The sequence below is a fragment of the Pseudomonas sp. MF09150 genome (assembly GCF_059862355.1).
Window position 1 is genome coordinate 74,600 of sequence record NZ_JCBCUS010000002.1, and the last position, 13,858, is coordinate 88,457.

Here is a 13,858-nt window from a genome sequence, read left to right on the forward strand (position 1 = left end):
GCCTGCATAATCCGGATGGCCGCATGACCGACAGTTTTGTCACCCAGTGCCCGCATTGCCAGACCAGCTTCCGCGTCAGCCACGCCCAGTTGAGCGTGGCCCGTGGCGTGGTGCGCTGCGGCTCGTGCCTGCAGGTGTTCAACGCGGCGCGCCAACTGCTGGAACAACGCGCCAACCGGGACGCCGCGGCCACTCCGGCACCGGTGGCGCCCGTTTCCCCTCCCCCGCAGCGCGCCATCAGCCAGAAGCAATGGTCGGCCAGCGAACTCGACCTGGATCACCTGGACCTCGATGAGGAACTGGCCAAGCTCGAACAACGGGAAATCCAGCCCGCCAAGGCCTTCGGCCAGGACCGCGGCCACCGCGAAGAGTCGCTGAGCGCCCGCCGCGATCAACCGGACGCCGAAGACGAACACTGGCCCGACAGCCTGTTCAGCGCCACCGCCGGCGAGCGCGACGAGCTCGATACCAGCAGCAAGGCGCAAGAGCACCCGGCCCCGACCGCCGAGCCGCAGAAACCCGGACGCACCGAGCCTTCGCTGTCATTCAACCTGGCCGACCTCGAAGACGAACCCAACACACGCCACATCGAGCACGACAACGACCTCGAACCAGCTGCGCATCCAACCGCGCCGATCGCCGCCGAGCGCGACGAGGACGACGTCGAGGTGCCCGTCAACGGCAAGCAAAAGCGCGGCCGCAGCGAACCCGGCGTCCAGGACGACGTGCTGCTGGACCTGGTCGACGACCCGATTCACCTCGACTGGCAAAAGCGTCGCTCGCCCTGGGGCCGGCGCCTGCTGTGGAGCCTGTTGATCCTGCTGGCCGCCGCGGCCCTGGCCGGGCAGTACATTGCCTATCACTTCGACGAACTGGCGCGCCAGGACCAGTACCGCCCCTGGTTCCAGCAACTGTGCCCGGAAATGGGCTGCACCGTGCCGTCCAAGGTCGATATCGCCCGAATCAAGAGCAGCAACCTGGTGGTCCGCAGCCATCCGGATTTCAGCGGCGCGCTGGTGGTGGACGCCATCATCTATAACCGCGCGCCGTTCTCCCAGCCGTTCCCCCTGCTGGAACTGCGCTTCGCCGACCTCAATGGGCAACTGATCGCCAGTCGACGCTTCAAGCCCGGCGAGTACCTCAACGGCGAGCTCGAAGGCCTGTCGGAAATGCCACCGCAGACGCCAATCCACATCGCCCTGGACATTCTTGATCCGGGCCCCAAGGCCGTGAACTACAGTCTGAGCTTCCACTCTCCCGAGTGATCCGGTCACTGGCCGCACAGGCGGCACACTTTTGACGGCAGTTTTCCGATAGCCCCGGCCGACCAAACCGCTGGCGATAAAGGAATAACTGTTCAGATTTTATCCAATTCAGCCTTTAACCAGTCATCGAGAGCGGGTATCATGCCAACCCTTTTTCGAACTCTCATGATCCGGCCCCACAACAGGGAAGTCCTATGTCGGCGGTACGCATCGGCCCATATACATTGCACAACGGCTTGATTCTCGCCCCCATGGCGGGTGTCACCGACCAGCCCTTTCGTCAGCTTTGCAAGCGTTTGGGCGCAGGGCTTGTAGTCTCGGAAATGGTCACCAGCGACATGAGTTTGTGGAACACCCGCAAATCGCGGATGCGCATGATTCACGAAGGTGATCCCGAGCCGCGCTCGGTACAGATCGCCGGTGGTGATGCGCAGATGCTGGCGGATGCAGCCCGGGCCAACGTCGAGCTGGGCGCACAGATTATTGATATCAACATGGGCTGTCCGGCCAAGAAGGTCTGCAACAAGGCCGCCGGTTCCGCACTGTTGAAAGATGAAGAGCTGGTGACCGAGATCCTGCAGGCCGTGGTGGCTGCGGTCGATGTGCCGGTCACCCTGAAGATCCGCACCGGCTGGGACCGGGCGAACAAGAACGGCCTGACGGTGGCGAAGATCGCCGAACAGGCAGGCATTACGGCTTTGGCGGTCCATGGGCGGACCCGCGCCGACCTGTACACCGGTGAAGCCGAGTACGACACCATTGCCGCGATCAAGCAGGCGGTGTCGATTCCGGTCTTCGCCAACGGCGATATCGACTCACCCGAAAAGGCCCGGCAGGTGTTGCATGCCACCGGAGCCGACGGGTTGTTGATCGGCCGGGCCGCCCAGGGGCGGCCATGGATTTTTCGTGAAATCGAGCACTTTCTGCGTACCGGCGAAATTCTTCCGGCACCGGAGCTGTTTGAAGTGGAACGTATTCTGCTAGAGCACCTGGCCGCGCTGCATGCCTTCTATGGAGATGTCATGGGCGTACGCATTGCTCGAAAGCATGTCGGCTGGTATCTCGCAACCCTGCCGGGCGCCAGGGAGTTTCGCGCCCACTTCAATCGTTTGGAAGATACGGAAGCACAGTGCGCCAACGTTCGTGAGTTCTTTGCCGAGCGTTACAAGAGCCTGGTGACAGGGGACGGAGAAGGGGTGGCCGCATGACGATGATGACCGAGACTTTAGTGAGTGGAACAACACCCGTGAGCGACAACGTGAATTTGAAACAGCACCTCAATACGCCGAGCGAAGAAGGCCAGACCCTTCGCGGGAGTGTCGAAAAGGCGCTGCACAATTATTTCGCCCACCTTGAGGGCGCTGCCGTCACGGACGTGTACAACCTGGTGCTCTCCGAAGTCGAGGCCCCGTTGCTCGAAAGCGTGATGAACTACGTCAAGGGCAATCAGACCAAGGCCAGCGAGCTGCTGGGCTTGAACCGCGGCACCCTGCGCAAGAAGCTCAAACAATACGATTTGCTGTAAGCATTCAATCAAACCAGAAAGGCGCCCGCGTAAAACCGGTCGCCTTTTTTGCTGACTCCTTTGCTTTTGATGGAAATTGAGATGACCGACCAGACCACCCGCCTGCCGATCCGCCGCGCCTTGATCAGTGTTTCCGACAAGACCGGGATCCTCGAATTCGCCAAGGAGCTGGAAGCCCTGGGCGTCGAGATCCTCTCCACCGGCGGGACCTTCAAGCTGCTGCGCGACAACGGCGTGGCCGCAGTGGAAGTCGCGGATTACACCGGCTTCGCGGAAATGATGGACGGTCGGGTCAAGACCCTGCACCCGAAAATCCACGGCGGCATCCTCGGCCGTCGCGGCATCGACGACGCCATCATGAGCGAACACGGGATCAAGCCGATCGACCTGGTCGCGGTCAACCTCTACCCGTTCGAAGCCACCATCAACAAGCCAGGCTGCGACCTGCCGACGGCCATCGAGAACATCGATATCGGCGGCCCGACCATGGTTCGCTCGGCGGCCAAGAACCACAAAGACGTGGCCATCGTGGTCAACGCCAGCGATTACGCCAGTGTCCTGGAAGGCCTGAAAGCCGGGGGCCTGACCTACGCCCAGCGTTTCGACCTGATGCTCAAGGCCTTCGAACACACCGCCGCCTACGACGGCATGATCGCCAACTACATGGGCACCGTGAACCAGGCGGCTGAAACCCTGTCGACTTCCGGCCGCAGCCAGTTCCCGCGGACCTTCAACAGCCAGTTCATCAAGGCCCAGGAAATGCGCTACGGCGAGAACCCGCACCAGAGCGCGGCGTTCTACGTGGAAGCCAAGCCTGCCGAAGTCGGCATCGCCACCGCGACCCAGCTGCAAGGCAAAGAGCTGTCGTACAACAACGTGGCCGACACCGACGCCGCGCTGGAATGCGTGAAGAGCTTCGTCAAGCCGGCCTGCGTGATCGTCAAGCACGCCAACCCGTGCGGCGTGGCCGTGAGCCCGGACGCCGAAGGCGGCATTCGCCAGGCCTACGAACTGGCCTACGCCACCGATACCGAATCGGCCTTCGGCGGCATCATTGCGTTCAACCGTGAGTTGGACGCCGAGACCGCCAAGGCCATCGTCGAGCGTCAGTTCGTCGAAGTGATCATCGCCCCGAGCGTCAGCGAAGAAGCCCGCGCCATCGTCGCTGCCAAAGCCAACGTGCGCCTGCTGGCCTGCGGCGAATGGTCGGCTGAACGTGCCGCTGCCTGGGACTACAAGCGCGTCAATGGCGGCCTGCTGGTACAGAGCCGCGACATCGGCATGATCGGCAGCCAGGACCTGAAGGTGGTGACCAAGCGCGCCCCGACCGAACAGGAAATCAACGACCTGATCTTCGCCTGGAAAGTGGCCAAGTACGTTAAATCCAACGCCATCGTCTACGCCAAGAACCGCCAGACCATCGGTGTCGGCGCCGGCCAGATGAGCCGCGTGAACTCGGCGCGCATCGCCGCGATCAAGGCTGAGCACGCCGGTTTGCAGGTCGCGGGTTCGGTGATGGCTTCCGACGCGTTCTTCCCGTTCCGCGACGGCCTGGACAACGCAGCCAAGGTCGGCATCACCGCCGTGATCCAGCCAGGCGGCTCGATGCGCGACAGCGAAGTGATTGCCGCAGCCGACGAAGCCGGCATTGCCATGGTATTCACCGGCATGCGCCACTTCCGTCACTGATACGACAACGGTCGCACTGACACCGGCATCTGCTGCGTTGGAGCCCACCCCGATGATGCTCATTGCCAACAGGCAACTCCGCTCATCGAGGTGGGCTCCGCCTTGCATCTAGCGGTGTCATTGCAGCCTCCTACGGCGTGAAGCGCTTTAGGTTCTAAAACAGAATTAGCGTCATCCGAGGTTTTTGAAATGAATGTACTGATCATCGGTAGCGGCGGTCGTGAACACGCCCTGGCCTGGAAAGTCGCTCAGGACCCACGCGTCCAGAAAGTTTTCGTGGCACCGGGCAACGCCGGTACCGCCATTGAAGCCAAGTGCGAGAACGTCGCCATCGACGTTCTGGCCCTGGAGCAGTTGGCCGATTTCGCGGAGAAGAATGTCTCCCTGACCATCGTCGGCCCGGAAGTGCCGCTGGTGGCCGGTGTGGTCGACCTGTTCCGCAGCCGTGGCCTGGATTGCTTCGGCCCAACCGCCGGCGCCGCGCAGCTCGAAGGTTCGAAAGCCTTCACCAAGGATTTCCTGGCCCGCCACAAGATCCCGACTGCCGACTACCAGAACTTCACCGAGATCGAGCCGGCCCTGGCTTATCTGCGTGAAAAAGGCGCACCGATCGTGATCAAGGCCGACGGCCTGGCCGCCGGTAAAGGCGTGATCGTCGCCATGACCCTGGGCGAAGCCGAAGACGCGGTACGCGACATGTTGGCCGGCAATGCCTTCGGCGAAGCCGGTTCGCGGGTGGTGATCGAAGAGTTCCTCGACGGCGAGGAAGCCAGCTTCATCGTCATGGTCGACGGCAAGAACGTGCTGCCCATGGCCACCAGCCAGGACCACAAGCGCGTCGGCGACGCCGACACCGGGCCGAACACCGGCGGCATGGGTGCCTACTCCCCGGCGCCAGTGGTCACAGCCCAAGTGCACCAGCGGGTGATGGACCTGGTGATCTGGCCGACCGTGCGCGGCATGGCCGACGAAGGCAACGTCTACACCGGCTTCCTGTACGCCGGCTTGATGATCGACAAGGCCGGCAATCCGAAAGTCATCGAGTTCAACTGCCGCTTCGGCGACCCGGAAACCCAACCGGTGATGCTGCGTCTGCAGTCGAGCCTGGTGTTGCTGGTGGAAGCCGCCCTGGCCCAGGCCCTGGACAAGGTCGAAGCTCAATGGGATCCACGTCCGAGCGTGGGCATCGTGCTCGCGGCCGGTGGCTACCCGGGTGACTACGCCAAAGGCGCAGCCATCACCGGCCTGGACGCCGCCGCCAGCCTGGAAGGCAAAGTGTTCCACGCCGGCACTGCGCTCAAGGACGGCCAGGTGGTGACCGCCGGCGGTCGCGTGCTGTGCGCCACGGCCCTGGGCAACAGTGTCGACGCCGCCCAGCAACAAGCGTACAAACTGGCCGCCAAGATCGACTGGCCAGGCTGCTTCTACCGCAAGGACATCGGCTACCGTGCCATTGCCCGCGAGCGTGGCGAAGAACAGCAATAAGGCGGCCCTATCGCTCGGCAAGGGTCCCTGCCCTTGCCGTAGCGGCGTGCCCCCGCGCATAGTTACAACCTGGCATCAACCTACGAAGGGATTTCGCCGTGCGCTGGCTCAGGATTGCCACAGGCTTCATCGCTACACTGCTGACCCTGCTCTGCTTGAACACGGCCCTGGCCGCTCAAGGCAGTGGCTGGGCGGTATTGCTCGATGAACAGGCCAGCTTGCAGCTCAGTGACATCCGCTCCCAACGCTACGCCACACAATTCAGCCCGATCGAACTCGACAAGCTGACCGCTGCCGAACCCGACGGCGCGCTCTGGGTACGCTTCAAACTGCATCCCGATCAGCACGAACAACTGCTGCGAATCTTCGCTCCCGACCTGTCGCAGCTGAATCTGTATGTGTTCGACGGCGACCGCCTGATCGAGCAAGTGAACACCGGCACCCATCAGCCCCAGACCGAAAAAAACCTGCCCAGCAACGACTTCATGTTGCCGTTGCCGCAGAACGAGAAAACCCTCGACGTCTACCTGCGCCTGGTTTCCGACCATCAATTGCGCCCCTACATCACCCTGCAAACGGCAGTCATGGCCGCGGCCAACCAGAGCCAGACCCTGATCTACGGCGTCCTGTTCGGCTGCATGGCGATGCTGATCCTGCATAACCTCACCCGCTATGCCTACACCCGCTCCCGCAGCAGCCTGTGGCTCGCCGCCTGTGAGGTACTGCTGTCCCTGAGCCTGCTGATGCTGCTGAACCTGGCCGGCCCCTGGTTGCCGAACTGGCAGGCGCTGCAAACCCCGGGGGCTTACCTGGCGCTGTTGCTGACCGCCCCCTGCGGGCTGATGTTTGCCTACCGCTACTTCGCCCCGCTGGGCCCGCACCCGCTGAACAAGCTGCTGCTGGGCGACATCCTGCTGATCATCCTCTGCGGGCTGCTGCTGTTGTTCGTCAACACCCTGCCGCTGAACATCATCACCTACGCCCTGGTGGCGCTGGCCGGCCTGAGCATGTTGCTGGTGGGCGGTTACCACTGGCACAAGGGCTACCGCCCGGCGCGGCTGTTCGTCGCGGCCATGGTGATCTTCAACCTCGGCACCCTGGTAATTCTCCCGGCCCTGCTCGGCCTGACCCTGGTGGCGCCACAGGGTTTGATCATCACCCTGCTCAGCGTGATCTGCATCAGCGGCCTGTTGATGAGCGTCGCCCTCGGCGAGCGCCAGCGCAGCATCACCGAGAACCGCTTCAGCGTCAGCCGCGACCTGGCCGCGAGCAATGCCGAGGTCAACGCCAAGGCCGAGTTCCTGGCCAAGATCAGCCATGAAATCCGCACCCCCATGAACGGTGTGCTGGGCATGACCGAGCTGCTGCTGGGCACGCCGTTGTCGGTCAAGCAGCGCGACTACGTGCAGACCATCCACAGCGCCGGCAACGAGCTGCTGACCCTGATCAACGAGATCCTCGACATCACCAAGCTGGAGTCCGGGCAGATCGAGCTGGACGACGTGCAGTTCGACCTCAATGCGCTGATCGAAGACTGCCTGAGCATCTTCCGCGCCAAGGCCGAACAGCAGAATGTCGAGCTGATCAGTTTTATCCAGCCGCAAGTGCCACGGGTGATCAGCGGTGACCCGACCCGCCTGCGCCAGGCCCTGCTCAGCCTGCTGGAAAACGCCCTGAAGAAAACCGACGAAGGCGAAGTGCTGATCGTGGTCGCCCTCGATGAGCGCAGCAGCAAGCCGCGCCTGCGCATCGCCGTGCAGGACAGCGGCCAGCCGATGGACGCCGAAGAGCGCGACGCCCTGCTGCACTCGGAACTGCACAGCAAGAACTTCCTCGCCGCGACCCGCCTGGGGGGCAACCTGGGGCTGGTGATCGCGCGGCAACTGGTGCTGCTGATGCACGGCGAATTCGGCATCAAGAGCAGCGCCAACCAGGGCAGCACCCTGTGGCTGACCCTGCCCCTGGACCCGCAACGCCTGGAACACCCGACCTCGGACCTCGACGGCCCGCTGCAAGGCGCGCGGGTGCTGGTGGTGGACGACAACGACACCTGCCGCAAAGTCCTGGTGCAGCAATGCAGCGCCTGGGGCCTGAACGTGAGTGCCGTGCCGTCGGGCAAGGAAGCCCTGGCCCTGCTGCGGACCAAGGCCCACCTGCGCGATTACTTCGATGTGGTCCTGCTCGACCAGAACATGCCCGGCATGACCGGCATGCAATTGGCGGCCAAGATCAAGGAAGACCCGAGCCTGAACCACGACATCCTGCTGATCATGCTCACCGGCATCAGCAACGCGCCGAGCAAGGTCATCGCGCGCAATGCCGGGATCAAGCGCATCCTCGCCAAACCGGTGGCCGGCTACACCCTCAAGACCACCCTGGCCGACGAGCTGACCCAGCGCAACAAAGGCCTGGTTACCCCGCACTACCTGCCAGGCAACACCACGGCGCCAGCCGCGACGCCCATCACCGTGCCCAGCGATTTCCGCATCCTGGTGGCCGAAGACAACAGCATCTCGACCAAGGTCATCCGCGGCATGCTGGGCAAGCTCAACCTGCAGCCGGACACCGCCAGCAATGGCGAAGAAGCCCTGCAGGCGATGAAAGCCCAGCGCTACGACCTGGTGTTGATGGATTGCGAGATGCCGGTCCTCGACGGTTTCTCTGCCACCCAGCAACTGCGTGCCTGGGAAGTCGGCAACCAACGGGTACGCACCCCGGTGGTGGCCCTCACGGCGCACATCCTCGCCGAACACAAGGAACGCGCGCGCCAGGCCGGCATGGATGGGCACATGGCCAAGCCGGTGGAGCTCTCGCAATTGCGCGAACTGATCGAGCACTGGGTCGCCCAGCGCGACCAGCACAATCGCAGCGCCGAGCCTGCCAGCTGAGCCGACAGACTGCGCGGCGCCTGTTAAACTCGCGCTCGCCCTCCTTCGCTGCGAGCTTCCACCATGCTCCACGTGCTGTTCAGCGTTTACCTGAAGATGCTGGTGCTCTATAGCCCCTTCTTCGTCCTGTCCTGCTTTATCAGCCTGACCCGTGGTTACTCCAGCAAGGAGCGGCGGCGCCTGGCCTGGAAGGTGGCCCTGGCGACCCTGGTCTCCAGCGTGCTACTGTACCTGTTCGGACGCGTGATCTTCAGTGTGTTCGGGATTACCGTCGACGCCTTTCGCATCGGCGCCGGCAGCGTGCTGTTCATCTCGGCGCTGGGCATGGCCCAGGGCAAGTCCGCGGTGCAGACCGACAACGTGCAACAGGACGTGACCATCGTCCCGCTGACCATCCCCCTGACCGTAGGCCCCGGCACCATCGGTGCGTTGCTGGTGATGGGGGTCAGCCAGCCGCACTGGGACGACAAACTCACCGCCATCCTCAGCATCGCCCTGGCCAGCTTTACCGTCGGCGTGGTGCTCTACCTGTCAAACCGCATCGAACGCATTCTCGGTGAGCAAGGCTTGCAGATCGTCAGCCGGCTTATGGGGCTGTTCGTGTGCGCCCTGGCGGCGCAGATCATCTTCACCGGGGTTCGCGGCTACCTGGTGCCATAGCGCCCTCATGCAATCACAGGCAATGGAATGCACATGCTTCAGAGACCTCGCAGCAAGGACTCCACCTCGACGCGCCAGCCCTTTGTGACGCGGCCACGATCGCTGCTGGCGGCCTGCCTGCTGATGCTGATGGCAGCGCCGGGCTTCGCCGCCGACCCGGCACACCCCGCCGCCAAGGCCAAGCTCGATTACCTCAGCGGCTACAGCGAACAGTTTGGCGACTTCCAGGTGTTTCGCGGCAAGTCGTCCATCAGCACCCTGGAAATCACCTACAAGGGCCGGCCCTATCGGCCGCTGAACGCCTGGCAGATCACCGATGTGCGCCCCACCGGCGCGATCCAGAATGGCCAGCCGGTGCTGCTGGCGACCACCATCGAATGGATGGGCGTCGGCACGGTGGTGATCGCGGTGCAGAACGACACGCCCCTGGCACGCATCCTCAGCCCGGTGAAAAGCCGCGACGAACCCGACTGGGGCCAGGCCCAAGCCGGGCGCAGCGACCTGTTGCTGTTTCCCGAGGGCGCACGGGCCTTTGTGCCCTCGACCGGACAGGTCCTGTGGTTTGACGAGCGCCTGCCGGGCTGGGGTTTTTCCCACTACGGGATGCTGGTCTCGGTGGCGCCGGATAACCGCAGCGCGGCGTTCCTGGCCAAGGAGGGCTTGCTGCTCAGCTCGACGGAGAAAGGCGTCTACGCCCAACTGCCGATCAGCAAGGAGCTGAACCTGAGCCAACTCTGGCCGCTGTACGAAGAAGCCAGCGCCCGCGCCCGCAAAGCCCTGGACGAAGGCCGGCGCATCGACCAGAGGCGCCTGCAACGCGCCCTCGAAGTGGAGTGGGTGGGCCGGCAATTCAGCTGGCAGCAGGTACAAGGGACCTGGCAACTCAAGGGCCTGGGCCTGACCTCCAGCCCTCTCAAGACGGAGCACTGAGTGATGCCGACTTGCCTATTGCAACGCCTGCTTCAGCTAGCCTGCAGCGTACTGCTGGCCAGTTGTGTCAGCCACAGCAGCGAGCAGCCCAGCGATATTCGCAGCGAAGACGCCAAGGCCGCCGACGCGGTGCTGGAGCTTGAGGTGACCTTTGCCCAGGCGCCGGACTACAAGCCCGATACCTCGGGGCCTTACGCGCCCAGCCGCTACGTGAAGATCGAGGGTTACCCGAACATCGAAATTCCGTTCTACCAGAAGGGCATCGGCTTCGAGCTGGGTGTGCTCGGCGACCCTCGGGCGCTGCTGGCCTTGCCCTACCCGTCACCCAAAACCGATTCCTCGACCCGTTCGCTGCGGGTCATGGGCCAGCGCCTGGACAGCACCCGTTATCGCTTTGTGGTGCTGCCACTGTCCGGCTGGAAAAGCCTCAACAGCTTCGAGGTGGCCTTTGCCCACAACGGCAGGCGCGAGGCCATGGCCTTCACCTACACCACCAAGGCCGCGTGCGATAACAGCTTTGCGGTGACCACCCCGACCTACGGCTTTGCCATGTCGGTGGCGGCACGCTTCCCCGGCGGCGCCCAGGGTTGCCTCAAGCCCTGCGATGCACGCCCCGGCTACCCCGGGCACTGCGCCTACTACTCCGGCTTCTTGCTGGTGCCGAGCCTATAGAGCAGCCCATGCCTCTCCTGATGGATCAAGGAACCTCAATGCCTTACAGCGCCGACATGGCTTTTATCCAGGAACAGTGGCGGGATGAAGCCTACCCTCGGGAAAACAGCCTGACCCTGGGCAATGGCTTTTACTGCCTGTTCGACCTGCCTGATCAACACCCGCACCTGACCAACAAGGTGTGGCTGCCGGCCCTGGATTACCGTGCCCAGGAAACCTGCGATTGCCTGGCGACCCTGGGCATCGCAGCCGACGGCCCGCAGCCGTTTCAGGCCAGGGGCGGTGAATGCGCCGCCTATGGTGGCGATGGTTTTGTGGCGTTGCAGGACAAGGAATCGGGTCGACTGATCTGGTTGCTGGTCTTGCGTGACACCAACCCCTTCAGCCGGATTGAAATCCGTGAGGGGTCGGTGCATGCCCACTCCACCTGCGGCGTCATCGCCCGGATCCCTGTCGACCGCCCCGACCAATTGACCCTGGCCTGGCCCAACGACTGAACGCGCGGCCGGCTCACGCTCCAGGCAATAAACACACCGTCCCATGGAAGAACCGCGTTTGATCAAGTTTCTGACAAGCACCCTGCTGCTGACCCTCGCCCTGTCCGGGCCGGCCCTGGCCCAACTGACTCCCGCGCAGCAAAACGCCCGGGACAAGGGCATTGCCCTGTACAAGCAAAGTGACTGGTACGACTCGCAGCCGCTGCTGAAAACCGCCGCCGAAGCCGGTGATGCGCAAGCCCAGTACTACCTGGGCGAAGCCCTGCGCCTGAGCAACCGCTACAGCACGCCAGACGCCCGCAAATGGTATGAAGCGGCGGCGCGCCAAGGCCATCTGTACGCCATGCTGCGCCTGGGCAACGCCGATGACTTTTGCAAATACCTGGGCGACTGCGACGGCGAAAACGACATGCAATGGCGCAAGGTCGCCACCGAGCAGGCCTATGCCCGTGCACAACAGGGCGATACCGAGGCCATGACCGTGCTGTTTATCACGCGCCATGACCTGGGCTGGCTGCAAATGGCCGCCGAGGCCGGGGACAGCCGCGCGCAGGAGTGGCTGGCGGGGATCTACAAGGATGGCGGTGGCTGGTACGTGATTCCCGCCCTGGGCGAAATGGCTGCCCGCAAGTGGTACAAGGCCTCGGCCGAGGGCGGCAACCCCAAGGGCATGTTCCTGTATGCCAGCCTGCTGTACGACAACAACGGCGACACCCGGGAAATCGGCCACTGGCTCGAACAGGCCGCCGAGGGTGGACACATCGACTCGGTGGCCACCTATGCCAGCGAATTGTCCGACCAGCCCAACCGCTTCGGCCATCCCCATGACCTGGTCAAGGCCTACGGCCTGACGTACCTGGTGGCCCACCTGGAAGGCGGCGGCAACTCGCCCCGGGAAGCCAAGCTGACCCTGGATGAAATCGCTGCGAAGATGACCCCGGCGCAAATCGAGCAAGGCCTGGCATTTGCCAAGGGCTGGGAAAAAACCCACCCGCCACTGTCCTACTACGACCCGATTTATGGCTACTGAACCCCGGCCCGGAGCACCCGCCGCCATGTCCACCCTGACCCGCCCCGTCGCCATCGACCGTCTGAGCCGGCAGCGCCTGCTGACCCTCGACCCGTGCGCTCGCGCCGAGCTGCTGCTGGACTGGTGGGGCCTGGCTGACGAGCATCCCGAGTTTGCCGGGCTGCCGCCCACACTGCGCCAGCTGATGTTCGACCACCCCGAGCCACCCGCAGATGCGCAGGACCGGTGCTACGACCCATTACTGCTGCTCGCCCTGCGCGCGCAATACCACGGCGTCACCAACGGCTACCTGAGCCGCTGCCAGGCAGAAGCCGGGGGCGCAGAGCATCGGGTCGAGGGGCCCGTCGAGCCGTTGCTGGCCTGCCCCTGCTGCGGTTACCTGACCCTGGGCGCACGGGCCGAGTATGAAATCTGCGACCTGTGCCATTGGGAAGATGACGGCAGCCAGGCACCGGATGTGTACAGCGGGCCGAACCACATGACCCTGGCCCAGGCCCGGGACCACTTCGCCCGCCACCAGGGAGAGCTGACCCTGGACAAATGGCCGCGAGCCCTTGAGGCCCACCCATGATCCCTGCGCAACTGGCTGCCCTGATCGAAGCCCAACCCGACCACCGCTCCCGCACCGATATCGCCAGGGCGACCCAGGCGCTGAACCGACTGGGCATCGCCCTCGACAGCGAATTTGCCCAGATCTACCTGGCCTGCCACCCCGGCGACTTCGAAAGCCGGGCCAGCTACGAAATGATTTCCGACATCGCCGAGCCCACCGAACAAATCCTCATGGGCACCGAGTTCATTCACGAGGTGTGGGAGCTGCCGCAGAACTTCGTCGCCTTCACTTCGCTACAAGGCGAAGGCGGCTACCTGCTGGACAAAGACAGCGGCGGCGTCTGGGACTTCGACCTGGCCCACTGGGAAGACTTCACCGCCGGCCGTATCCCGGCCAGATGGAGCGGTTTCTTTGAATTCATCACCTGGCTGCTGACGGCCGAAGCAGAGGAAGACTAAAACCGCCGCCCTGGGATGAGCGGCCGGTTCTACTCAGGGTCCGTCAGCTTGCGATACGCCACTGCAAATGGGCCACGCTGACGAAGTGAATCAAATCCTGATCGCCCCTACCCCGGACACTGGGCAATCAAGACGTTGGCCGGGCACCTCTCTGTGGCGAGGGAGCTTGCTCCCGCTGGGCCGGGCTGGCGCTCCAGCGCGAAGCG

At 63.8% G+C, this 13,858-nt stretch carries 13 protein-coding genes; all 13 read left to right on the forward strand.

Translation table 11 applies throughout. The annotated features are described in order from the left end of the window. Positions 1–23: 23 nt before the first annotated feature. A complete protein-coding gene (locus AC19YX_RS09895; protein WP_500606166.1) occupies positions 24–1,265 on the forward strand; it encodes a DUF3426 domain-containing protein in 1,242 nt (413 codons plus the stop codon). Positions 1,266–1,459: 194 nt separating this feature from the next. Continuing rightward, positions 1,460–2,473 (forward strand): tRNA dihydrouridine synthase DusB, encoded by a 1,014-nt coding sequence (gene dusB, locus AC19YX_RS09900; protein WP_020299149.1) that lies wholly within the window; start codon positions 1,460–1,462, stop codon positions 2,471–2,473. Next, positions 2,470–2,790: a DNA-binding transcriptional regulator Fis gene (gene fis / locus AC19YX_RS09905; RefSeq protein ID WP_003186237.1), complete on the forward strand. Its 321-nt coding sequence runs from the start codon at positions 2,470–2,472 to the stop codon at positions 2,788–2,790. Before dusB ends, fis begins: the two co-directional genes overlap by 4 nt. 81 nt (positions 2,791–2,871) lie before the next feature. Continuing rightward, a complete protein-coding gene (gene purH / locus AC19YX_RS09910) occupies positions 2,872–4,479 on the forward strand; it encodes a bifunctional phosphoribosylaminoimidazolecarboxamide formyltransferase/IMP cyclohydrolase (RefSeq protein WP_078469630.1) in 1,608 nt (535 codons plus the stop codon). A 189-nt stretch (positions 4,480–4,668) separates the two neighbouring features. Beyond that, on the forward strand, positions 4,669–5,964 hold the full coding sequence (gene purD, locus AC19YX_RS09915; RefSeq protein WP_078469629.1) for a phosphoribosylamine--glycine ligase: 1,296 nt from the start codon (positions 4,669–4,671) through the stop codon (positions 5,962–5,964). A 98-nt stretch (positions 5,965–6,062) separates the two neighbouring features. Then, positions 6,063–8,852 (forward strand): hybrid sensor histidine kinase/response regulator, encoded by a 2,790-nt coding sequence (locus AC19YX_RS09920; RefSeq protein WP_500606167.1) that lies wholly within the window; start codon positions 6,063–6,065, stop codon positions 8,850–8,852. A gap of 63 nt (positions 8,853–8,915) precedes the next feature. Further along, positions 8,916–9,512, forward strand: a complete 597-nt coding sequence (locus AC19YX_RS09925; protein ID WP_020299145.1) for a MarC family protein — start codon at positions 8,916–8,918, stop codon at positions 9,510–9,512. 33 nt (positions 9,513–9,545) lie between these two features. Next, on the forward strand, positions 9,546–10,442 hold the full coding sequence (locus tag AC19YX_RS09930; RefSeq protein ID WP_500606168.1) for a hypothetical protein: 897 nt from the start codon (positions 9,546–9,548) through the stop codon (positions 10,440–10,442). Between the two features lie 3 nt (positions 10,443–10,445). Further along, positions 10,446–11,114 (forward strand): hypothetical protein, encoded by a 669-nt coding sequence (locus AC19YX_RS09935; protein ID WP_500606169.1) that lies wholly within the window; start codon positions 10,446–10,448, stop codon positions 11,112–11,114. Positions 11,115–11,152: 38 nt separating this feature from the next. Further along, complete coding sequence (locus tag AC19YX_RS09940; protein WP_500606170.1) at positions 11,153–11,611, forward strand: hypothetical protein; 459 nt, start codon at positions 11,153–11,155, stop codon at positions 11,609–11,611. A gap of 58 nt (positions 11,612–11,669) precedes the next feature. Continuing rightward, positions 11,670–12,641 carry a tetratricopeptide repeat protein gene (locus AC19YX_RS09945; protein ID WP_500606171.1) on the forward strand — a complete coding sequence of 324 codons (972 nt, stop codon included), beginning with the start codon at positions 11,670–11,672 and terminating at the stop codon, positions 12,639–12,641. A 25-nt stretch (positions 12,642–12,666) separates the two neighbouring features. Next, positions 12,667–13,212, forward strand: coding sequence for a CPCC family cysteine-rich protein (locus AC19YX_RS09950; protein WP_500606172.1), 546 nt, complete (start codon positions 12,667–12,669; stop codon positions 13,210–13,212). Further along, the gene (locus tag AC19YX_RS09955) at positions 13,209–13,652 is read left to right on the forward strand and encodes an SMI1/KNR4 family protein (protein ID WP_500606173.1); all 444 of its coding nucleotides are present in this window, start codon (positions 13,209–13,211) and stop codon (positions 13,650–13,652) included. Before AC19YX_RS09950 ends, AC19YX_RS09955 begins: the two co-directional genes overlap by 4 nt. Positions 13,653–13,858 lie beyond the last annotated feature (206 nt).